Annotated in this window: 15 protein-coding genes; 8 read left to right on the top strand and 7 right to left on the bottom strand. The window is 59.2% G+C overall.

Going from position 1 to position 22372, the window contains the following annotated elements:
* Positions 1-38: 38 nt before the first annotated feature.
* On the bottom strand, positions 39-1406 hold the full coding sequence (locus tag MUN80_RS01490) for an Nramp family divalent metal transporter (RefSeq protein ID WP_244718679.1): 1368 nt from the start codon (positions 1404-1406) through the stop codon (positions 39-41).
* A 170-nt stretch (positions 1407-1576) separates the two neighbouring features.
* On the opposite strand from MUN80_RS01490, the gene MUN80_RS01485 reads away from it, so the two are divergent.
* Positions 1577-2566, top strand: a complete 990-nt coding sequence (locus MUN80_RS01485) for a cation diffusion facilitator family transporter (RefSeq protein WP_244718676.1) — start codon at positions 1577-1579, stop codon at positions 2564-2566.
* 74 nt (positions 2567-2640) lie between these two features.
* Here the strand turns inward: MUN80_RS01485 and MUN80_RS01480 are convergent, their stop codons facing one another.
* Positions 2641-5208: a T9SS type B sorting domain-containing protein gene (locus tag MUN80_RS01480; protein ID WP_244718673.1), complete on the bottom strand. Its 2568-nt coding sequence runs from the start codon at positions 5206-5208 to the stop codon at positions 2641-2643.
* Positions 5209-5511: 303 nt separating this feature from the next.
* On the opposite strand from MUN80_RS01480, the gene MUN80_RS01475 reads away from it, so the two are divergent.
* Entirely contained in the window at positions 5512-10320 is a 4809-nt protein-coding gene (locus MUN80_RS01475; RefSeq protein WP_511181442.1) for an NIDO-like domain-containing protein, read from the top strand.
* 84 nt (positions 10321-10404) lie between these two features.
* On the opposite strand, the gene MUN80_RS01470 is transcribed toward MUN80_RS01475, so the two are convergent.
* Entirely contained in the window at positions 10405-11814 is a 1410-nt protein-coding gene (locus tag MUN80_RS01470; RefSeq protein ID WP_244718667.1) for a PQQ-dependent sugar dehydrogenase, read from the bottom strand.
* A 161-nt stretch (positions 11815-11975) separates the two neighbouring features.
* On the opposite strand from MUN80_RS01470, the gene MUN80_RS01465 reads away from it, so the two are divergent.
* From MUN80_RS01465 to MUN80_RS01450, 4 genes are all read left to right on the top strand, one after another.
* Positions 11976-12440, top strand: coding sequence for a GNAT family N-acetyltransferase (locus MUN80_RS01465; protein ID WP_244718665.1), 465 nt, complete (start codon positions 11976-11978; stop codon positions 12438-12440).
* A gap of 211 nt (positions 12441-12651) precedes the next feature.
* The gene (locus tag MUN80_RS01460) at positions 12652-13302 is read left to right on the top strand and encodes an HD domain-containing protein (protein WP_244718662.1); all 651 of its coding nucleotides are present in this window, start codon (positions 12652-12654) and stop codon (positions 13300-13302) included.
* Between the two features lie 123 nt (positions 13303-13425).
* A complete protein-coding gene (locus tag MUN80_RS01455) occupies positions 13426-15879 on the top strand; it encodes a S9 family peptidase (RefSeq protein ID WP_244718659.1) in 2454 nt (817 codons plus the stop codon).
* A gap of 198 nt (positions 15880-16077) precedes the next feature.
* Positions 16078-17004: a hypothetical protein gene (locus tag MUN80_RS01450; RefSeq protein ID WP_244718656.1), complete on the top strand. Its 927-nt coding sequence runs from the start codon at positions 16078-16080 to the stop codon at positions 17002-17004.
* Positions 17005-17052: 48 nt separating this feature from the next.
* Here the strand turns inward: MUN80_RS01450 and MUN80_RS01445 are convergent, their stop codons facing one another.
* Both MUN80_RS01445 and MUN80_RS01440 read right to left on the bottom strand, forming a co-directional pair.
* Positions 17053-17286, bottom strand: coding sequence for a helix-turn-helix domain-containing protein (locus MUN80_RS01445; protein ID WP_244718653.1), 234 nt, complete (start codon positions 17284-17286; stop codon positions 17053-17055).
* A gap of 1 nt (position 17287) precedes the next feature.
* Positions 17288-17992 carry a DUF2975 domain-containing protein gene (locus MUN80_RS01440; RefSeq protein WP_244718651.1) on the bottom strand — a complete coding sequence of 235 codons (705 nt, stop codon included), beginning with the start codon at positions 17990-17992 and terminating at the stop codon, positions 17288-17290.
* A gap of 243 nt (positions 17993-18235) precedes the next feature.
* On the opposite strand from MUN80_RS01440, the gene MUN80_RS01435 reads away from it, so the two are divergent.
* Entirely contained in the window at positions 18236-19441 is a 1206-nt protein-coding gene (locus tag MUN80_RS01435) for a family 1 glycosylhydrolase (RefSeq protein ID WP_244718649.1), read from the top strand.
* A 201-nt stretch (positions 19442-19642) separates the two neighbouring features.
* Positions 19643-20905, top strand: coding sequence for a methionine adenosyltransferase (gene metK, locus MUN80_RS01430; protein ID WP_244718647.1), 1263 nt, complete (start codon positions 19643-19645; stop codon positions 20903-20905).
* Between the two features lie 106 nt (positions 20906-21011).
* On the opposite strand, the gene hpf is transcribed toward metK, so the two are convergent.
* Together hpf and MUN80_RS01420 are read right to left on the bottom strand one after the other, a co-directional pair.
* Positions 21012-21311, bottom strand: a complete 300-nt coding sequence (gene hpf, locus MUN80_RS01425) for a ribosome hibernation-promoting factor, HPF/YfiA family (RefSeq protein WP_244718645.1) — start codon at positions 21309-21311, stop codon at positions 21012-21014.
* 36 nt (positions 21312-21347) lie between these two features.
* Positions 21348-22235: a tyrosine-type recombinase/integrase gene (locus MUN80_RS01420; protein WP_244718643.1), complete on the bottom strand. Its 888-nt coding sequence runs from the start codon at positions 22233-22235 to the stop codon at positions 21348-21350.
* Positions 22236-22372: the final 137 nt, after the last annotated feature.

Genomic DNA, 22372 nt, shown 5'->3' with positions numbered 1-22372 from the left:
GCAATAAAGGCGCAGAGCCAAAGCCCTGCGCCTTCTGGCTATTTGAAGAAGGTAGAGAACAGCAGGTACAGGTTCAGGACGATGATGATGCCCGATACCACCCAGGCCACCAACTGTAACACCGGCCGGTTGACAAATACGCCCATCTTGGCCTTGCTGCCCGTGAACAGCACCAGCGGCACTACCGCAAAGCTCAGCTGCAACGACAGAATCACTTGGCTCAGCACCAGCAGGTCGGCCGTGCCTTTCTCCCCGTAGAGCAGTGTGACTATCAGGGCTGGCACCACGGCAATGGCGCGGGTGATGAGGCGGCGCACCCAGGGCTTGAGCTGCAAATCGAGGAAGCCTTCCATCACAATCTGGCCCGCCAGGGTGCCGGTCAGCGTCGAGTTTTGACCCGAGGCCAGCAAAGCAATGGCAAACACGGTCCCGGCCGCGCCGGCGCCCAGCACGGGAGCCAGCAGCTTGTGGGCATCGGTGATGTCGGCCACGTGAAACAGGCCGTTGGTGTGGAAGGTGGCCGCCGCGGTTATCAGAATGGCCGCATTCACGAAAAACGCCAGAAACAGCGCCACCGTCGAGTCGATAGTGGCAAACTTGATGGCCATGCGCTTGCCGGATTCAGTTTGCTCAATGGCCCGGGTCTGCACGATGCTGGAATGCAGATACAGGTTGTGAGGCATCACCGTAGCACCCAGAATGCCGATGGCAATGTAGAGCATACCCGGCGTAGTCACTACTTCTTTCTGCGGCACCAAGCCTTTGGCTATGCCCAGGTAATCAGGGTGGGAAACCAGGATTTCGTAAAGGAAACAGCCAAAAATGACCACAATAAGGCCGGCCACAATGCTTTCAATAACCCGGAAGCCCTTATTTTGGAAAAACAGCACCACCAGCACGTCCAGGATGGTGAGCACCACGCCCCAGGGCAGGGGCAGCCCAAACAACAGGTTCAGGGCGATGGCCGAGCCGATGACTTCGGCCAGGTCGCAGGCCGCAATGGCTACTTCGCAGAATACCCACAGCACCATAGCCACGGGCTTAGAGTAATGGTCGCGGCAGGCCTGGGCCAGGTCGCGCCCCGTCACGATGCCCAGCTTGGCAGCCAGGTGCTGGAGCAACATGGCAAACAGGTTGGAAATCAGAATGACGGAAAGCAGCGTATAGCCGTAGCGGGAGCCGCCGGCAATGTCGGTGGCCCAGTTGCCGGGGTCCATGTAGCCCACGGCTACCATGAGGCCCGGGCCCCAGAAGGCCACCAGCTTACGCCAGAAAGAGGCATTGGCCGCCGGTACCTTGATGCTGGCGTATACTTCACTCAGGGAGTTATGCTTGCGCTCCTGGCGCCAGCCGGAGTTATTCTCGGTCAAAGGAGGAGTGGGGGAAGCTTGTACGAGTGGGGGCATAATGAATAGAGTATCAGGTAGCTCAACAAAGAAACAAATTTTTAGAGTAGCCTAAACATTTTTTTAAGGCAATTTAAATACTCATTTAGCCGAAAAAGGTTGCAAACCGTAGGGAAGTGGGTTTTTTGCCGGACTTTTGCGGGCTCAATTTTGCTCAACCTCTCCCTTCCATGACGTTTACCCAATCGAAGAACCGGCTTGGCTTACTGTCGCTGGTTGTCAGCGTAGGGCTGGTTGCCATTAAGTTTTACGCCTATTCCCTCACGGCGTCGCAGGCCGTACTAACCGACGCACTGGAGTCGATTATCAACGTTTTTACCAGCGGCTTTGCCCTCTACAGCCTTTACCTCTCCGACCTGCCCAAAGACGAGAACCACCCCTATGGCCACGGGAAAGTAGAGTACCTGTCGGTTGGCTTCGAAGGTGCCCTCATCCTGTTTGCCGGCATCTACATCTTCTACAGCGCGGTAATGGCCGTGTTGGAACCACACGCCGTAGAGCGGCCCGACGCGGGCATGTACCTGCTGGCCGCTACGGCCCTGGTCAATCTGGCTGTGGGGTTTCTGCTGGTGCGCTCCGGCAAAAAGATGAACTCCGTGGCGTTAGTCGGCGACGGGCAGCATCTGTACATTGATGCCCTGAGTACCCTGGTTTCGTGCGTGGCCCTGGTGCTGGTAATTTTTACGGGCAACGTGCTTTTCGACGCCGGGGCCGCTTTGCTGCTGGGCGTGTTCATCGTCGTGAACGGCTACCGGATGGTGCGCCGATCGGTGTCTGCGCTGATGGATGAGTCGGATGTGGCGACGGTAGAGCAGGTCATTGCCGAGCTGCAACAGCACCGCCTGCCCCCGTGGATTGACGTGCACAACCTGCGCGTGCTGCGCTACGGGGCCAATCTGCACATCGACTGCCACATGCAGATGCCCTACTATTTCAGCCTGGAAGAAACTCATAACGAGCTCAACCGCATTGAGGACTTGATTAAGCAGCGCTTCGACGTAGAAGTGGAAATGTTCGTGCACGCCGACCCCTGTACGTTTGCCGCCTGTTCGCTGTGCCACATGCCCGAATGCCCCGTTCGGCAGCACCCTTTTGCCCACGAAGTACCCTGGACGTTGTCGAATGCCGTGAAAAACGAGCGTCACCGGCTGGGCCAGTAGCGGCCCGGTGTTCCAACAAAAAAGGCGCTGCGGGTTCGCAGCGCCTTTTTTAGGTCTTGTAAGCAGGGTGGGAGTTAGCGCACCAACTCTACCCAGCCCTTGCTGGTTGTCCCTTTCACGTCCGTGAGCATGTAGTAGTACACCCCGGCGGGCTGGGCGTCACCGGTCCAGTCGTTGCGGTAGCTATCCGTGCTGAATACCTGTCGGCCCCACCGGTTGAAGATTTGGATCTTGCTGTTGATGGCTTCCGTGGAAATAACGAAGGCATCATTGATACCGTCGCCGTTGGGCGTAAAGATGTTGGGTACCTGGGAGTCGGGCACGCGGATGTTTACTTCGGCCAGCGTTTCCTGACAAGGCGAACTGCTGGCCGCCCCGATTACAAGCGACGAGCGCAGGCGAATCTTATAGATACCGGCAATCATGAACTGCTGAGTTGCTACGGTGCTGGACTTCGAGAATTCCTGCTCCGTATCATTGATGGCCTGGCCTTTGGAATTGGCAATGCGCTGGTAGCTCCACTGATAGCGGGGCACGGTATTGGGCTGGGCCGCTACCTTCGACTGGTTGGTGAAGGTAAAGAGCAAGGGTGGCTGCTTGATGCTGCGGCCACCGACAGCGGCTGAATCTACTTTGAAAGCCGTCACGATGGGCTGGGCCACCCGTACCAGAACCGAAGCCGTGTCGGTGCCGCATACGGCGTTGGCCGTGGTGCTGGCAACGCGCAGCTTGTAGCGGGTCGTGGCAGTGGGCTTCACCGTCAGGGTCGCCTTTGTGGCATCGGCAGTGCTCAGGCCATTGGCCGCTGTCCACTGGTAGGTAAAGGTTTCCTGGGCATTGCCGGGTCGGGCCGCCGTGGCCGTAAGTGAGGCGGAACCCCCCGAGCAAACTAAGGGCACACTGGTAGCCGCTGTGGCTTTCACGGCCTGCTGCACGCGTACCAGTACCGAGGCCGTGTCGGAGCAGGTTCCTTCGCGGAAGTCCAGGCCCAGAATTCGGACGTGGTAGCGCGTCGTTACAGTGGGCGTTACGGTAATCTTCTGGTTGGTGAGCTGAGCCGTGGGTAGGCCTGGAGCCGCATCCCATTTATAACCGTAGCGCGCCGGGTTGCCCGCCACAGAGTCGGGCCGGAAGGGGCTGGCCGTCAGGCTTACGGGCGTACCAGCGCAGACTACCGGGTCGGATGTAGAGGCTACAACCTTGGCGAAGTTGCCTTTTTCAATCTTGAGTACGATAGTCCGGTACTGAATGCCTTTGAAGGGACAGGCATTGTCTTCAATCTTAACCGGAATCCGGTACGTTTTGCCTAGGAAGGCAATGTCGGGCTGAATCCGCAGGATACCGGCCGGCGAAGCAGTCCCATTACCCAGCAGCTGGAAGGTGGCTACGTCGGAGGGCAGGTAAGTAGGCTTGGCCAGCGTCGGGATAGAGGGGTCCAGCTCGGGGTGGCTCACCGTGAGAATGTCGCCGGGGTTCGGGTCGCTGAAGCGGAAGCGGACCTCGGTGTAGTTGCAGGTGTAGGCCGTGACGAAAGTAGAGTCGCGGGAGTTGACAATTTTCACCCCCGACTTGTCGAAGCCGCTGCCGATAGGGGGGCCGGGCAGGTTGTTGTTGTTGCAGTCGATAACCACTACCAGCATATCGCGGCGTACCTGGCCTACCTTGTAATACACTGGTTTACCGTTGGCGCCGGTAAAGCGGCGGTATTCCGTTACTTGGCCTACCACTACATACTTGTTTTCGGCCGAGTTAATGGCCGTGTTGAAGTTAGCGGGGGTGAAGGTAAACGTGCCGAGGTTGGGGTTGAAGTTAAACGCTTTAACGGCCGTCTTCAGGGGGCAAGCACCCGTCATGTTGTAAGAGGCAAGCGGGTAGGTGGGGCTGTAGGTGCCCTGGTTATCTTTAATATAAGCCCCGCATGGGTCACCACCGGGCAGGGTTAGGTCGATGAATGGAATACCGCCCGTGTACGACTTGTACGTGTTGGGCTCGTTGCAGCCCTGCAAAGGAGTTGCCAGAGCGTATACCAGAGAGTCGCCATCGGGCTCAGTAGTGGCAAAGGAAATGGTACGCTCCTGCGACTTACACACGAACGGTATCGGAATATCCTGAGCCTGGTACTGGGGCGAGGTATTGTTGATTTGGGTGCCGTTGGGTAACAGATTGTTTAGCCGGGCCTCATAGTACAAGTTGCCGGTGCCGGGGTTGATATTGGCCACACCCGGCCGGGCGTTCAGCGTCACGCTGATGATCCACTCCGCGGCCGGGGGCAGCGTGATGGTCGCTTCAAAGGTACCTTTCTGGTAGTTAGTCAACGAAGACGCACTGCACTGCGATGCGCCGCCGGGCGTGTTGGCGCAGTACGGACTGCCGGCTTCCGGATTGCCGGTCAGGGTCATGGGAAGTTCGGGGCCGGAAGCGCAGCCGGTGCTGCTGAAGTTCAGTTTGGCGCTGATGGTGCTGAAAGCAGCTCCGCCGCAGTCGCGAAATACAGTTAGGGATACTTTATAGCGGTTGTTCCCTAAAGCCTCATACGTGAGCTGTCCTCCTTGAATGTGGGAAGCGTGCGCACTCGATATCCCGATTAGCGAAATACACCAAGCAACTGCTAGAATGTAGGTGGCATGTAAAAGTTTCTTCATGTACTGAAACAAGAGTTAAAAAGATGTGACACGTAGCAATAGGTGGGAAGAACGTTGCCGTAAGATATACGGATTTTGTTTTATAGTCATAAAAAAGTACAGCAAAATTCGGTTGATAATGCCAATTGAACAAAAAAAGGAAAATTGAAGACAAATCAGAGTATAGCGTTTCGCAATTACAAAACTCTGTCTTAGATTTAGGACATTCAGCCGGCGTGCTGAACCTCAGAATCCACTCCGCTCTATTTCTTATCAATCCCACCTATTTACCATTTTTTCTCTTTTCACCCCATCTAGCTATTGATGATGAAAAAACCTTTACCCCAATTAGTCAAACGCATAACTGATTGTACTATAAGGTACAGTCGGCGCTGGCAAGGAGCCGCCCTCTTAGTACTCAGCTTCTGGCTGGGGTTGGCCGGAACCGCTCAGGCGCAGGTCGACACGTATACCTTCGCCGCGTCGCAGGGTACTTTCACCCCAATTAGCGGCGGCACAGTGCTATCCGGCATGACAGCTGATACCTACTTGTCGCCGGCCATTCCATTAGGATTTAGCTTTGTTTTTGATGGTGCTACCTTCACGGAAGTAAAGGCTTCTTCCAATGGTTGGCTGAGCTTCAACACAGCTGGCACCAGCAACCCTGCTGCAACCCTGGCGGGTGTGTCGGCGGCTACTCGTCCCATGGTAGCACCGCTGCTCGACGACCTGGATGGCAACCCCACCGGGGCCACGGCTACGGGCTCTTACAGTACGACCGGTACCGCTCCCAACCGGGTGTTCACCTTTGAGTGGATTAACTGGGAATGGCGCTGGAACTCCAACGCTGCCGGCCTGTCTTTTCAGGTAAAGCTGTACGAGGGTTCCAATCGGGTCGAGTTCATCTATCGTCAGGAATCGGGAGCTATTAACGCTACTGCTTCGTCGGGTGCTTCCATCGGGCTGGCGGGTACGGGTACCGGTGCGGGCTCTTACCTGTCGTTGAGCGATGCTACGGCTGCTCCGACGGCTAGCTCAACCACTGAAAACACCAATATCTTCACCAAGCCGGCTACCGGTCAGGTGTACGCATTTACACCTCCGGCCGCCACGGGCTGCCCCCAGCCGCGCAACCTGAGCGTATCCGCGCTGACCAATACCACGGCCGCAGTGACCTGGACGGCTACCGGTAGCGGCACGTATAGTATTCAGTATGGAGTGAAAGGCTTCACGCCCGGCTCCAGCGCTGCTACTACCGTTACCTCGACTACCACCTCCGTGACCCTGACAGGTCTGACGGCGAATACGGCGTATGATTTTTACGTGACCCAGGTGTGCGGCGGTAGCGCCGGCACCAGCCTGGTGAGCCCCGTGGGCTCGTTTACGACCCGCGCCGTCGGTCCGCCCACCAACGACGAGTGCGCCGGCGCTGTGACCCTGACTCCGGCCGCTGACGCCACGTGCGCGGCAGCCACCAACGGTACTGTAGAAGGTGCTACGGGCCCGGGTACCCTGGTAGCTCCGGTTGGCACGGCCGACGATGACGTGTGGTACAAGTTTACGGCCACTGCGGCCGTACATACCGTCACGCTAACGGGCACGGGTGACTACGTGCAGCAACTGCTGTCGGGCTCCTGTGGCAGCCTGACTCCCGTCGATTATTCCGACCCCAGCGTTAAGACCTATACGGGGCTGACTGTAGGCACCGTGTATTATGTGCGTGTGTACTCCTACGGTGCAACGTTCCCCACGGCAGCCGCGGCGGCTTTCACTATCTGCGTTACCTCGTCGCCGGCTCCTAACAATGATGCCTGTGCCAATGCCGTAACCCTGACTCCGGCCACCACTGGCGCGGCTTGCACCGCTGCTACCAACGGCACGATAGAAGGCGCTACCGGTACGACCGGTCTGGCCGCCCCAACTGGTACAGCCGACGACGATGTGTGGTATAAGTTCACGGCCACCTCGACCGTACACACCGTCACGCTGACGGGCACGGGCAATTATGTACAGGAACTGCTGACGGGCTCCTGCGGCAGTCTGACCTCATTCGACTTTTCGGACCCCAACGTCAAAACCTATACGGGCCTGAGTGTCGGCACCGTGTATTATGTGCGCGTGTATTCGTTTGGCACTACCCAGTTGGCGAGTGCCGCCGCGGCCTTCACGATTTGCGTTACGACGAGCACGCCGCCAGCTAATGATGCCTGTGCCAACGCCGTTACGCTTACGCCGGCAGCCCTGGATGCTGCTTGCACGGCCGCTACCAGCGGCACTATAGAAGGCGCCTCGGGCACGGCGGGCCTGGCTACTCCCGTTGGAGCAGCTGACGACGACGTGTGGTACAAGTTCACGGCTACTGCAGCCGTACACACCGTCACGCTGACGGGCACAGGTGACTACGTACAGGAACTGCTGTCGGGCAACTGCGGCAGCCTGACCTCGGTAGGCTTCTCCGACCCCAATGCCAAAACTTACACCGGCCTGAGCGTCGGCACTGTGTATTATGTGCGCGTATACTCTTACGCCTCTACTACACTCTCCACAGCGGCATCTGCCTTCACGATTTGCGTCACGACGCCCACGCCGATTACTCCCCCGGCCAATGATGAGTGCGCAGCTGCCATTACCCTTACTCCCAGTGCAAACTTTACCTGCACGGCGGCTACAAACGGTACGCTGGTAGGTGCGACTGGCCCTGGCACCCTGGTAGCTCCGGTTGGCACGGCCGATGATGATGTATGGTACAAGTTTATTGCTACCGCTACTTCTCATACCGTCACGCTGACGGGCTCGGGCGACTACGTGCAACAACTGTTGTCGGGCTCCTGTGGCAGCCTGACTTCGGTAGGTTTTTCGGACCCCAGCGTGAGGCTGTACACGGGTCTGACGATAGGTAACACGTATTACGTACGCGTGTTCTCTTACAGTGCCACGGTACCTTCGGCTACTGCGGCCGCATTCACCATCTGCATCACAACGCCTCCCGTCAACGATGAGCCTTGCGGGGCTATTACGGTTCCGGTAGTGGCCGGCTGCGCTTCGCCGACGCAGGGAACCAACGACGGTGCTACCACCACTACGCCCAGTGGCTATACCAACCCTGGCTGCGGTATTGCTGCCTCGCCTCTGGATGTATGGTACAAGTTTACCACGGCCGCTACGGGGGCCAGCAGCACGGCCGTCAGCGTAACCACGACGGGTGTTGCCGCCGGGCAGGTGCGCGTTTTCTCGGCAGCTAGCTGCACAGGGCCGTTCACGCAGGTGGGCTGTAAGTTTAGCTCGACGGCAACTGCCGGTACCTTGGACCTGACGGCTCTGACCCCGAGCACGACCTATTATGTCTTCGTATCGGGCTACAGCTCAACCACGGCTACGGGTGCCTTCACGCTCTGCGTAACGCCTCCGCCAACTTGCGCTGCGCCAACCGGATTGGCTGCTTCGGCTGTCACCCTGACCTCGGCCACGCTAAGCTGGACGTCGCCGGCAGGCAGTGGCCCCTTTACGGTTGAATACGGTCCGCGTGGCTTCACGCCGGGCTCTACCCAGGGCACCGTGGTAACTGCTACCACGACCTCCGTGAACCTGACGAATCTGGCTAGCGGCACCACGTACCAGTTTTACGTAACCCAGAACTGCGGCGGCACGAGCGGCAGCAGCCTGCCCAGTGGCCCGGTGGCCTTTACCACGCTGGCGGCACCGCCTGCCAACGACGAATGTGCTACGGCTACGGAAGTAACGGTGCAGTTTGGCAGCACGTGCAGCAACCGGATTGTGGCCACCAATGCCGGCGCTACCGCGTCGTCTAATATTCCGGCGCCCGGCTGCTCGAGCTACACCGGCGGCGACGTATGGTTCAAGGTGGTAGTGCCTTCAACGGGCAGCCTCATTGCTACCACCGACTCCGTGGCGGGCAGTGACCTGAAGGATACGGGTATGGCCATCTATTCCGGCACGTGCGGCGCACTAACCGTAGTAAATTGTAATGACGACGGTGGTGATGGATTATTCTCCCAACTCGAACTCACGGGCCGGACGCCTGGCGAGGTGCTGTACATTCGCGTGTTTGAGTACGGCAACGACGTATTTGGCCGCTTCAAGCTGTGTGTGCGCTCCAACTCGGCTTGCCCGGCTCCAATAGGCCTGAATGCCTCAAACATTGCCACGACCAGCGCCCGTCTGAACTGGGCCGTAACCTCTACCGTGGCTGGTGCCACTTTCAACGTAGAATACGGTCCGCAGGGCTTTACGCCCGGTTCGTCGGCTGGCACGCGCCTGACGGGCCTCACCGGTACCTTCGTGGATATAACCGGCCTGACCGCCAACACCGAGTACTGCTACTACGTGTCGCAGAACTGCGGCAACACTGGGGCTACTGCCGGTACAAGCCCGGCTACAGGCCCCGTGTGCTTCTCGACTCCGGCTCCCATCCCGGCCAACAACGATGCGTGCGGCGCTGTGAACCTGCCAATTTCCAGCGCGGCCTGCACGCCCGTCAACGGCAACAACACCGGCGCTACCACCAGCGTGGCCAACGGCTACGTGAACCCGGGTTGCACTACCTCCAACTCGCCGAAAGACGTGTGGTTCACGATGACGACCAGTGCCGCGGCCGGAAGTGTGCAAATCACCACCACCGGCGGCCCCGCTGGCCAGGTGCGGATTTTCACTGCAGCAGCTTGCTCCACGGCCTTCACCCAGGTGGCGTGCCGCGCCAGCAGTGGCAACAACCAAACCGTTGGCTCTTTCGACGTAACCCTGGCTCCCAGCACGCAATACTACGTGATGGTGGCGGGCTACGGCTCCAACGACGCCACGGGTGCCTTCACGATTTGTGCCCGGCAGACTGTGCTGAGCAATGCCAAAGAGTTGCCCGGCGGTGAAGTAAGCGTCTTCCCGAACCCCAGCAGCACAGGCACTGTTACCCTGCGCATCCGCGGAGCTGAGCAAACCAAAGCCGTACAGGCTACGCTGCTCAACGCCCTGGGCCAACAGGTGCTGACGCAGTCGGTGGCCGTGCAGGCGGGGGCTGTGGAAGCGCCACTGTCGGTAAAAGGCCTGGCTACGGGCATCTACACCCTGCGGGTGAAAGTCGGCGACTACACCATCACGCGCAAAGTGGTGCTGGAATAGGGGTAAAGCCTTTCCGATAAGCCTAAAAAAGGCGCTGCGGTATTCCGCAGCGCCTTTTTTGCTTTCCAACTAGGTTCCGTCGGCTTACCGGACTACCAGTTGCTGGGTGTAAAAGGAAGTGCCGCTCAGGGCGCGTATGGCGTAAATGCCCGGGGTCAGGCCGGCAAGGGTAAGCTGCAAATCAGCCTGACCGGAGGCAAAATACGTGGTGCGGGCCACGCGGCCCAGCGCGTCGAGAATGGTGGCTTGCACGGGTGCCGCCGGTGCCGAGGGCAGCCGCAACGTCACGGTACCCTGGGCGGGATTGGGCCACACACTCAGCTTGGCGGCTTTCGAGGCGGAGGCGGTGGAAGCTGGCAGGTAAGCGCGGTTTTCGAGCACCAAAATTCGGTCGTCGGTGGCGGGCGGATTGCTATTGCGTCCGTCACGGTTGCTGGTACCGACGTAGATTTTGCCCTGCGGCGACACGCAGATGGCCCGCAGGCGCCCAAACGTGGTCAGGTAGGTATTCTCGGTGCCGATATCATCAGTGGCCGAGGTCAGGGGCATCTGTACCAGCCGGGTGGCCTTCAAGGCCACCATCAGCAGACTGTTGCGCCACTCCGGAATAGCCGGATGGTCGTAGTGAATCAGGCCGGCGGTGGCAATGGTCGGCGTCCAGGTACGCAGGGGCTGGCGTACGTTGTTGGCCGCGCAAAATGTTTGTTCGGCCGGCAGATTGCACAGGCCTTCCACGCTGGGCCAGCCGTAATTGCGGCCCGCCTCAATCAGGTTGATTTCGTCGTCGGTAGTCTCCCCGTGCTCTGAGCTGTAGATTTTGCCATTGGAAGCCCGGGTCAGGCCCTGGGGGTTGCGGTGGCCCAGCGAATACACCAGGCTGCCGGGCGTGGGGTTGTTGCTCGGTACCGTCCCGTCCAGGTTCAGCCGCAGGATCTTGCCGTTCAGCGAGCTGCTGTTCTGCGCTTCGGGCCGCAGCTGGGCGTCGCCGGTCGTCATCAGCAGGGTCCGGTCGGGCAGGATTAGCAGGCGGGAGCCACTGTGGGTGGTGTTGGCCGTAATGTTGCCCAGCAGCACCAATGGGCTGCTTAGGGTGCGGGTGCTGGCAGCGTAGGTGTAGCGCACCAGTTTTTCCTTCAGGTCGTTGCCCTCTCGGTAGTTGTAGACGATGTAGAGGTAGGGTGAGGCAGCAAAATCGGGGTGGAGGGCCAGGCCCAGCAGCCCGCTTTCCCCGGTTTGGGCCACGTCGGGCACGGTGAGCAGGGGCAGTACCTCCCCCGTATCAGGGTTTACCCGGCTGATGCGCCCGTTGCGCTCCGTCATCCAGATAAAGTTGTCGGGACCCCACACCAATTCCCATGGTACGCTCAGGTTAGAAGCCAGGGGCGAAACGGAAACGGTGGTGCCGCCCACGGTAAAGGTGGTCGTTTGGGCCCGCGCGGCGGCAGAACCTAGTAACAGCGCGGCAGTAGCAATACAGTAGACAAAACGTTTCATAGACAACCAGTTGAGGGTGAAAGAATAACCTTAATAGGTCTTAACGAGAGAGAAGCCGCAATGGATTAGCTTGCTTGAGAATTCGGGGCCGGTAGCTTTGTAGGTAGGCCAGAGCCAGGGTTTGGCCGGCCTCTTTCCTGAACTTCTTTTTCGCGCCGCGTATGCCTTTCGTCGAACACACCCACCCGCACCAGTTCCGCATCAGCACCGACCCTGCCCAACTCGACGTGGCCGCTATTCACCACTACCTGGCCCACGACTCTTACTGGGCCCAGAATATTCCGCGGGCTACGGTAGAGCGGGCCATTGCCCACTCCCTGAATTTTGGCCTCTACGCCCCCGACGGCCGCCTGGCCGGCTTTGCCCGCGTCGTCACCGATTACGCCACCTTTGCCTGGCTCTGCGACGTATTCGTGCTGCCCGAGTTTCGGGGGCAAGGCTTGTCGAAGTGGCTCATGAGCTGCGTCTGGGCCCACCCCGAGCTGCAGGGCCTGCGCCGCAAGATGCTGGCTACCCTCGATGCCCACGGGCTGTACACCCAGTTCGGCTTCGAGCCTCTGCCCACGCCCGAGCGGTTTCTGGAAATCCGGCTGCCTAACCCCTACGGCGCCCCCACGGCCAACTAGCCGCGCCGGCTCCACGCTGCCAGGCCGGCCATCTGGGTAAGGTCCAATTCCATTTTGCGCTGCCCCGCCGGCTACCCTGGACCTCCCCGCCATCTCCCCGCCACCTTCCCCGAAGCGCCTGCTGGGAAAGTACAATTTTGCCATCTTCTTCTATGTGCCCCGCTTTCCCCATCCTGTTCGTACGTAGTAGCTACTATTCTTACCCCCGTATATGATACCCACTACTCTCGAAGCCCGCTGGGGCCAGCTGGCCACCCGGCTGGGCTTGCCCGAAGCCTTACGTGACGCCACCTACCGCCAGCTCGCCACGGCCTACGAAGCCTCCGGCCGGCACTACCATTCCCTGACCCACATCCGTAAGCTGCTCGAAACCGCCGAGCAGCACAAAGCCCTGCTCCACGACCCGGAAGTGGTGCAGCTCGCCATCTGGTTTCACGATGTGGTGTATAGCCCCATGCGCGACGACAACGAGGCCCGCAGCGCGGTCCTGGCTCAGGAGTTTCTGGCCAAAACGACGCTGCCCATCGAGCGGCGGCAGCGGGTGAGCTTCCTGATTGAGCGCACCAAGGACCACACCCAGCCCCAGCCCGCCGCCGACACCGACCTACACCTCTTCCTCGACGCCGACCTGCAGATCCTGGGGGCCGCTGAGGCCGACTACTGGCAGTACGCCCGCCAGGTGCGGCAGGAGTACCGCCTCGTGCCCGACATTCTTTACCGTCGGGGCCGCAAGCAGGTGCTGGAAAAGCTGCTCGGGGCTCCTGTTCTGTTCCAAACCCCGCTGTTCCGGGACAAGCTCGATGCCGCCGCCCGCCGCAATCTGCAGGCCGAGCTGCGGCAGTGGGAGAAGGGCGGGCTGTAAGAGTCCGGGGCAAATTCGTCGGGGCTGGGGAAGTTGGGTTGCAACATCCGTTGGCGCGGTAGTGTCCTTGCCGGAGGCTTGCGTATTTTGCGGGCCATCCTTCAGGTCCTTTCCCCGTTGCCTATGCGTTCCTCTACTCTGTTGTCCGTGCTGGCGTGGTTGCCGGCCACCGTGCTGGCCCAAGCGCCGCCCGCCACCCCGCTGACCTCCCTGACCGTTGAAAAAATCATGCGTGACCCGGCCCAGTGGATCGGCAGCGCACCCTCCAACATCGGCTGGAGCGAGGATGGCAAGCGTATCTACTTCAGCTGGAACCCCGAAAAAGCCCGGCGCGACTCGCTGTACTCCACTTCGGCCAGCGGCGGGGCCATCCGCAAAGTCAGCCTGGCCGAGCAACGTACTTTGCCGACCACCAACGGCGACTACGACCAGAAGTACGCCCGCAAAGTGTACGAGAAGGACGGCGACATTTTCCTGCTGGACCTCAAGTCCGGCAAGGCCCGCCGCGTCACCCGCACGACGGAGCGCGAATCCGACGCGGGCTTTGCCTTGCAGGGCAAGCTGATTAGCTACACCCGCGGCGGCAACCTCTTTACCTGGGACCCGGCCACGGGCGAAACCGTGCAGCGCACCGACTTCCGCCGCGGCAGCCGCCCCGCTGGCGGCCAGCCCACCGACAAGGCCGAGAAGTTTCTGCGGGCCCAGCAGCTGGCTCTGTTCGACATCATCAAGCAGCGCGACCAGGACCAGAAAGCCCGGCAGCGCCTGCAAAAGGCCACGGCCCGCCTCAACCCCAAGGCCATCTGGCTGGGGCAGCAAACCGTGCAAAGCCTGCAGCTCTCGCCCGACGGCCGCTTCGTAACCTACCGCCTGGTCCAGGAGCCGGCCGCCGAGAAAGTAGCCGTAGTGCCGAACTTCGTCACGGCCTCGGGCTTCACCGAGGACATCCCGACCCGTACCAAGGTGGGTGCGCCCCAGGCCACGGCCGAGCTGGGTATCTACGACATCGGGCGTGACACCACGTTTGTCCTCGGCTACAAAGAGCTCAAGGGCCTCGATGAACAGCCCGCCTACCGCAAGGAATACGCCCTGCCCGCCAAAGCTCCCGCCGCCGACGCCGACAAGGCCGGTGCGCCCAAAAAGGACAAGCCTGGCACCGAGCTGCGCCGGGTAGAGCCCTACGGCCCATTTTGGTCGGAAAACGGGCAGCATGCCTTCCTGGTCATCCGCTCCAGCGACAACAAGGACCGTTGGATTGTCGGCCTAGACCCGGCTACCCAGAAAATCAGCCTACTCGACCGGCAGCGCGACGAAGCCTGGATCAACGGCCCCGGCATCGGCTACGGCCCCGGCAACGTGGGCTGGATGCCCGACAATAAGCGCGTCTGGTTTCAGAGCGAAGAAACCGGTTATTCCCACCTCTATACCGTGGACGTGACCAACGGCCAGAAGAAAGCCCTGACCAGTGGCAACTTCGAGGTACAGAAAGCCCAGCTCAGCCGCGACAAAAAGCTCTGGTACCTGACGGCCAACAAAACCCACCCCGGCGAGCAGCACTTCTACCGCATGCCCGCCGACGGTGGCCCCATGACCCAGATTACCTCGATGCCGGGGGCCAGCGAAGTAACCCTGTCGCCGGATGAGAAAACCCTGGCCGTGCGCTACAGCTACACCAACAAGCCCTGGGAGCTGTACGTCATGGACAACAAGCCCGGCGCTAAGGCCCGGCAAGTCACCAATTCCCTGACCGAGGAGTTCAAGAGCTACCCCTGGCGCGACCCGGAAGTCATTACCATCAAAGCCCGTGACGGGGCCGACGTATACGCCCGCCTCTACCGGCCCGCCAAGGCCGAAGCCCAGGGCCCGGCCGTCATCTTTGTGCACGGCGCCGGCTACTTGCAGAACGCCCACAAGTGGTGGAGTCAGTACTCGCGCGAGTACATGTTCCACAACCTGCTGGTAGACAAAGGCTATACGGTACTCGACATTGACTACCGCGGCTCGGCCGGCTACGGCCGCAACGTGCGTACGGGCATCTACCGCTACATGGGCGACAAAGACCTCACCGACCAGGTGGACGGGGCCAAGCTCTTGGCCGAGAAGTATGGCGTGAGTCCCCAGCGTATTGGCATCTACGGCGGCTCCTACGGCGGCTTTATCACGCTGATGGCCATGTTTACCCAGCCCGACGTGTTCAAGGCCGGCGCTGCCCTGCGCTCCGTAACCGACTGGGCCCACTACAACCACGGCTACACCGACAACATCCTCAACTCGCCCTACAACGACAGTATTGCCTACGCCCGCTCGTCGCCCATCTACTACGCCGATGGCCTGAAAGGGGCCCTGCTCATGTGCCACGGCATGGTCGATACCAATGTGCACTTCCAGGACATCGTGCGCCTGAGTCAGCGCCTGATTGAGCTGCACAAGGAAAACTGGGAGCTGGCCGTCTACCCCGTCGAAGACCATGGCTTCGTGGAGCCTGCCTCCTGGACCGACGAGTACAAGCGTATCCTGAAGCTGTTTGAAGCCAACCTGCGGCCCGGCGCTACCAGCTCCGGCAGTAGCGGCAACTAACCCATAGACCAGGCACAAAAAAGCCCGGCCCGCCAGGAGCCGGGCTTTTTTGTGCCTGATGCAAAGCCGATAGGGCAGAACGAAAAAGCAGTAGCCGGGAAATCAGCATAAGAAGCGCGAGAAATATAATATTCATTGAATATTTTTAACCGGATATTGCCACTTCCTTCCTTTTCTCTATTCCTTTCTTTTCCACCTATGAACCTTTATTACCAACCCTCCAAGCGAATAACTATTGGCGGCGTGCTGAGCTTTTTGCTGCTGGGCGCCGTAGCAGCCGTGCCGCTGGCCTTTGTCTACGTCTACGCCTCTTGGTACATCCCCTTCATCTACATCAACGTGCTGCTGACCGTGGGCTTCGGTGCGGGGCTGGCCATTGTGCTCAAAGGCCTGACCACGATGGGCAAGTTGCGGAATCCGGCGCTGGTGGGCTGGTTGGCTATAGTCGTGGGGCTGTGGGCGTGGTACGTGCAGTGGGCCCTGTATCTGACCCTGCTCAACGGGGCGGGTGAAACCGAATCGTTGGGTCGCCGGGCCTCCTTCACCCACACTACCTTCGACGGTGACGTATTCCTGAGTATACTAACCCAGCCCGGGATGGTGCTCAGTATGCTGCCCCGCCTGGCCGAAAACGGTACCTGGAGTATCTTCACCGTTACCTTCAGTGGGGTGGCCCTGTATGTGGTGTGGTTTATTGAGCTGGCCATAATCTTGTTCTGCGCCTGGGCGCTGGCCCATTCCCAGGCCGCCACGCCCTTCTCCGAAACTACGGGTCAATGGGCCGAAAAGCTGACTTTCCCGGTAATCACAGCTTCCTTCACCGACACCGAAGCTACCAAAGCCGCCCTCGAAGCCGCCGACTGGACCCACCTGCAGCCCCTGGCACCGGGAGAAGAAGCACCCAGTGCGTTTGGCCGCCTGCACCTCTTCCACGTGCCCCAGGACGAAGACTGCTGCTACCTCTCGCTCGAAAACGTGACTATCGAAGTCGACGATAAGGGTAAGACGAGCGAGAAAACCACCGACGTGCTCGAATACCTGCGCGTGGCACCCCACGTCTGCCGCGACCTGCACGCCCGGTTCGGCACGGCGGGCGTGCCGGCCGAAAGTGCCAACGTCAGCTAGTTCCAACAAAAAAGCCTGCTAGAAGTAGCAGGCTTTTTTGTTGAGGGTTTATTCGGCGCTCGGGCGCAAGTCGGCCGGGTCGGGGCGGTGCTCCAGGATGTCGGCGGGCTGGCAGTCGAGGGCTTGGCAAATGGCGGCCAGGGTGCTGAACCGGATGGCCTTGGCTTTGCCGCTTTTCAGAATGGACAGATTCGCCAGCGTGATATTGACGGTAGCGGCCAACGTACTCAATGACATTTTGCGCCGGGCCAGCATCACGTCCAGGTTTACGATTATGGGCATATTATACAGTCAGTTCGGCTTCCTGCGCCATGACGACGCCCCGCTGGTACACGGCCGCAATGACCAGCAAAACTAAGCCGAATTTCCAGGCCCCGGTTTCTTCGGCCGGGTCCAGCGTCAGGTACTCCAGCACGGTGCCCTTCAGCCCCGGCGCCCGGAAATGCGGCACGATGCTCAGCATATAGCGGAAGGCTATGTACTGGTAGACGTCGACGCCAATCATGAGCAGGCCCAGCCAGCGGATGCGCCGGGCGTTTTTCTCCGTGAAAGGTGAGGCCAGGCTCATGTCCGTTAGGATGTGGTAGAGCAGCATGCCCGTGAGCATGGAGTAAAGCGTCAAGACGACAGAACCACGCCCCCCGGAATGGTTGTTAAGGCCCAGAATCATCAGGCCCACCCGTTTGCTAAAACTCCGCTCAACATACACCAGCGCGAGCCTTTGACTTTTGGGCACCAGGCGGAACGTCCCGGGCATAGTCTTCAAAGAATCGAGGGTCTCACCGTGGACCTGCCCCTGCCGCGGGTGCTTCACTTCCAGCGTCAAAGAGGGCAGCGTGTAGGAGGCCATTTGGGAGTCTGGTCTCAGGTCGCGTATACTATTCAACACAAAAAGCAGTAGGGCAATGGCCGACAGTACGTACTGAGCGGCGGCCAGCACCCGCACGAAGCGCAGGAAGGGGGGGAGAGTAGTATAGGGAAGAGCCATAATGAGATAATAGAGGTTGCCCAAAGGAAGGAATATTTATTGATAAACAATAAATATTTTCCGCTTTGCAGAAATAATTTGCTGCTAATCGTGAAGGTGGTTTTGAGTGACGGCACGTTGAGCTATTCCGGCCCGAATAGCTGGCCGCCGGGACTAATTCATGAAAACTCCATTCGCTCTTTGCTTCTTGCTAGCGTACAACCCTGCTACTGCTCGGTTCACCTCACCATTAATCACTCCCTGATGCCCGCCAATAAATTCATGTTTGCCACTGGCATCGAGAATAGCTACCCCACCATTCTACTTCCAAATGGCCAGGAAAAGCGCGTCGACGAGCTGGAAAAGGCTAAGCACTACGAAAACTGGCGGCGCGACTTTGAGCTGGTCAAGGAAATGGGCATCGAGTTTCTGCGCTACGGGCCGCCCTACTACAAAACCCACCTCGGCCCCGATAAGTACGACTGGGAATTTACCGATTTGACTTTCAACGCCCTGCGCGAACTGAACATCACGCCCATCGTGGACCTGTGCCACTTCGGCGTGCCCGACTGGATTGGCAACTTCCAGAACCCCGATTTCCCCCGCCTCTTCGCCGAGTATTGCCGGGCCTTTGCCACGCGCTTTCCCTACATCCAGTTCTACACGCCCATCAACGAAATCTACATTGCGGCCTTTTTCTCGGCCCAGATGGGTTGGTGGAATGAGCGCAAAGCCTCCGACCGGGACTTCGTAACCACGCTCAAAAACCTGTGCAAGGCCAACGTGATGGGCATGCAGGCCATTCTGGAAATTCAGCCCGAAGCCACCTTTATTCAGAGTGAAAGCTCGGAGTACTACCACCCCGAAGCCCCCGAGCTGATTCCCAAGGCACAGTTCATGAACGAAAAGCGCTTCCTCAGCCTGGATCTGACCTACGGCTACCCCGTGTCGGTGACGATGTATGAGTACCTGCTCGACAACGGCATGACCCGCGACGAGTACCACTGGTTCGGTAAGTCCGACATCAAGGCCCGCTGCATCATGGGCAACGATTACTACGAAACCAATGAGCACCTCATCAAGCTCGACGGCAGCATCGTGCCCAGTGGGGATATTTTCGGCTATTACGTCGTCACGAAGCAGTATTTCGACCGGTACCACCTGCCCGTGATGCACACCGAAACCAACATTCGGGAGCCCTTGGCCGTGAACTGGCTGTGGCGGCAATGGGCCAATGCCCACCGCCTCAAGCAAGACGGCGTACCACTGGTCGGCTTCACCTGGTACTCCCTCATCGACCAGGTCGATTGGGATACGGCCCTGCGCGAAGACAATAACCGCATCAACCCGCTCGGGCTTTATGACATGGACCGTAACATCCGGCCTGTGGGCAAGGCCTACAAAAAGCTGATTTCCCAGTGGAAGGACGTACTGGAGAAAGAGAGCTACGGCATTCACCTCAATTATTGAAGGCCCGCAGATTGATTCAGGTGGAATGTTACGGCTGTTTTACCGACCTGGCTCTACCATGGCTTGCCGTGGCTCAGCCGCGCTGGTATATTCAGCGCGCCTACCTACGCCTTTTTAATTAGCTTTGCGGCCCCGTGCACCCGCCCATTGGTGGAGGCCGGGCCCTTCGTTTCCCGACCCTAGTCGCTAGATTGAACCCTGATGCCGTATCTATTCACCTCCGAATCCGTTTCGGAAGGCCACCCCGATAAAGTAGCCGACCAAATCTCCGATGCCATCCTCGACGAGTATTTGCGGCAGGATCCCGCTGCCAAAGTAGCCTGCGAAACGCTGGTCACGACCGACTTTGCGCTGGTAGCCGGGGAAATCAAGTCGACGGCCCACGTGGATGCCGAGCCCATTGTACGGGGCGTAATCAGCCGTATCGGCTATAACAAGCCCGAATACCTGTTCAATGCCGACACCTGCGAGGTGATGAACCGCCTGCACGAGCAGTCGCCCGACATCAACCAGGGTGTGGAGCGTGCCAGCGACGAAGAGCAGGGTGCCGGCGACCAGGGCATGATGTTCGGCTACGCCACCAAGGAAACAGCCAACTACATGCCCCTGGCCCTGGACCTCTCGCACCGTCTGCTTGACGAGCTGGCCAAGATCCGCAAGATGGGTGAGCAGATGACCTACCTGCGCCCCGATGCCAAAAGCCAGGTAACCATTCGCTACGCCGACGACAACACGCCCGAGGCCATCGACACCATCGTGGTCAGCACCCAGCACGACGACTTCGACGAGTCGGAGGAAAACATGCTGGCCCGCATCAAGGAGGATATTATCAACATCCTGGTGCCCCGCGTGAAGGCTGGTCTGGACGCCGAAACCCAGAAGCTCTTCACCGACCAGATTACCTACCACATCAACCCCACCGGCAAGTTCGTCATTGGTGGCCCCCACGGCGACTCCGGCCTCACTGGCCGCAAGATCATCGTGGATACCTACGGTGGTAAAGGTGCCCACGGCGGCGGTGCTTTCTCGGGTAAAGACTCTTCGAAAGTAGACCGCTCGGCGGCGTATGCCACGCGTCACATTGCCAAAAACCTCGTAGCCGCCGGCGTTGCCGACCAGGCCTTGGTGCAGGTAGCTTACGCCATTGGTGTGGCCCAGCCCGTCGGCCTCTACGTGACGACCTACGGCACGACCAAAGTGAAGGGTGCCAACGGCGAGCTGCTGACCGACGGTGCAATTGCCGAGAAGGTCAACAAGCTCTTCGATATGCGCCCATACGCCATTGTCCAGCGCTTCGGGCTGCGCAACCCCATCTTCGCCGAGTCGGCTGCCTACGGGCACATGGGGCGCCCGGCCGGTACCAAAGAAGTGGTGATGCCCTCCGGCGAAACCAAGACATTCGAAACGTTTACCTGGGAAAAGCTCGACTACGTCGACAAGATTAAGGCCGAGTTCGGACTCTAGGAAATCCTGCAGCCTGAAGCTGAGGTACAAAAAAGCCCCGCCGGTAGTGTTCCGGCGGGGCTTTTTTGTGGCTGTCTTTCTTGTCGAAAAACCGCGGGGTGAGTGCCTAGTGGCTGGTTATCTTTTCCTTGTGCTTGGTAATCTGGCGACGCAGGTTGTCGGTAGCGGCATCAGCAGCGGCTTCGAACGAAGGAGCGTCTTCCTGGCTGAATAGGGTGGTACCCGGAACAAGCAGCTTAATTTCGACGGTTTTGTTATCGATGCCGTCCTTGTTATTGAGTTTCAGAATTACCTCGCCTTCCGTGACCCGGTCATAGAAAGTTTCAAGCTTATCGAGGCGCTTCTGGATGAAATCGAGCAATTTTTGGTCGGCGTCAAAGTGTACCGAATGCATCTGTACTTTCATCGTTCTTAGGGGTTTGGGTAAAAGAAAAGGAAACAACTAGGCCTTAGGATGGGCCTTTTCAAATACGGATTTGAGCTTGTCAATCGATAAGTGCGTGTATACCTGCGTAGCGGCCAGATTGGCGTGGCCCAGCAGTTCCTTGATGGCGTTCAGGTCGGCGCCTTTGCTAAGCAGGTGCGTGGCAAAGGAGTGCCGCAGTACGTGGGGGTGCTGCTGCGAGGAGGCCGTTGTTATCTGGCTTAAATAGTGCTTCACGGTACGGTACACGAGCTTTTCGTAGAGTGGCTCTAGCTTCTCCGTAACGAGCAGGGGCCCGCGGGCGTTGTCGGCGCCGCCAAATTCGGCCTGCTTCTGCGCTATATAGCGTTCCAGAACTATTATCAGGCTGGGGTTCAGCGGCACGATGCGCTGCTTGTTGCCTTTGCCCGTCACACGCACGGTTTTGCCGCTCAGGCTCAGGTCTTCGTGCTTGATGCCAATAAGCTCCGACAACCGGATTCCGGTGCCGTAGAGCAGCTCCAGCACGGCCTGGTCGCGGGAGCCGACGAAGGTGGGCGGGAACTCGAACGAGTTGAGCAGGCCATTGAGCGAGTCTTCGGGCACGAAGTCGGGCAGCTTCTTGGCCACCTTCGGCGACTTGATGCGCAGCATCGGGTTTTTGCTGATGACACTCGTGCGTAGCAAGAATTTGTAGTAGGAGCGCAGGCAGGCAATCTTGCGGTTCACGGTGCGCGGATCCAGCTCCTGCTGCATCAGACTCACCACCCAGGACCGGATCAGGGTATGGTCAGCCTGTTCGGGCTGTTCGAGCTCGTAGGTAGCCTTCAGGTAGTCCGAAAACTGCCGCAAGTCGGTTTGGTATGAGAGCACCGTGTGGGGGCTGTAGCGCCGCTCGAACCGCAGATAATCAAAAAATAATTCCATACGCTGAGTGCCGAACCGCTAGGGCCGGATACCCAATGTATGGAATTATCCTGGAAAGTACGAACGCGAAAAAACCGCCTGATTCGCTTCGGAAAGCAAATCAGGCGGTTAATTTCTAGCTGGCAGTATGCTGCTAC

The organism is Hymenobacter cellulosivorans (genome assembly GCF_022919135.1).
Classification (GTDB): domain Bacteria; phylum Bacteroidota; class Bacteroidia; order Cytophagales; family Hymenobacteraceae; genus Hymenobacter; species Hymenobacter cellulosivorans.
The sequence above is the reverse complement of the archived record's forward strand: the minus strand, read 5'-3'. Positions and strand labels throughout refer to the sequence as shown.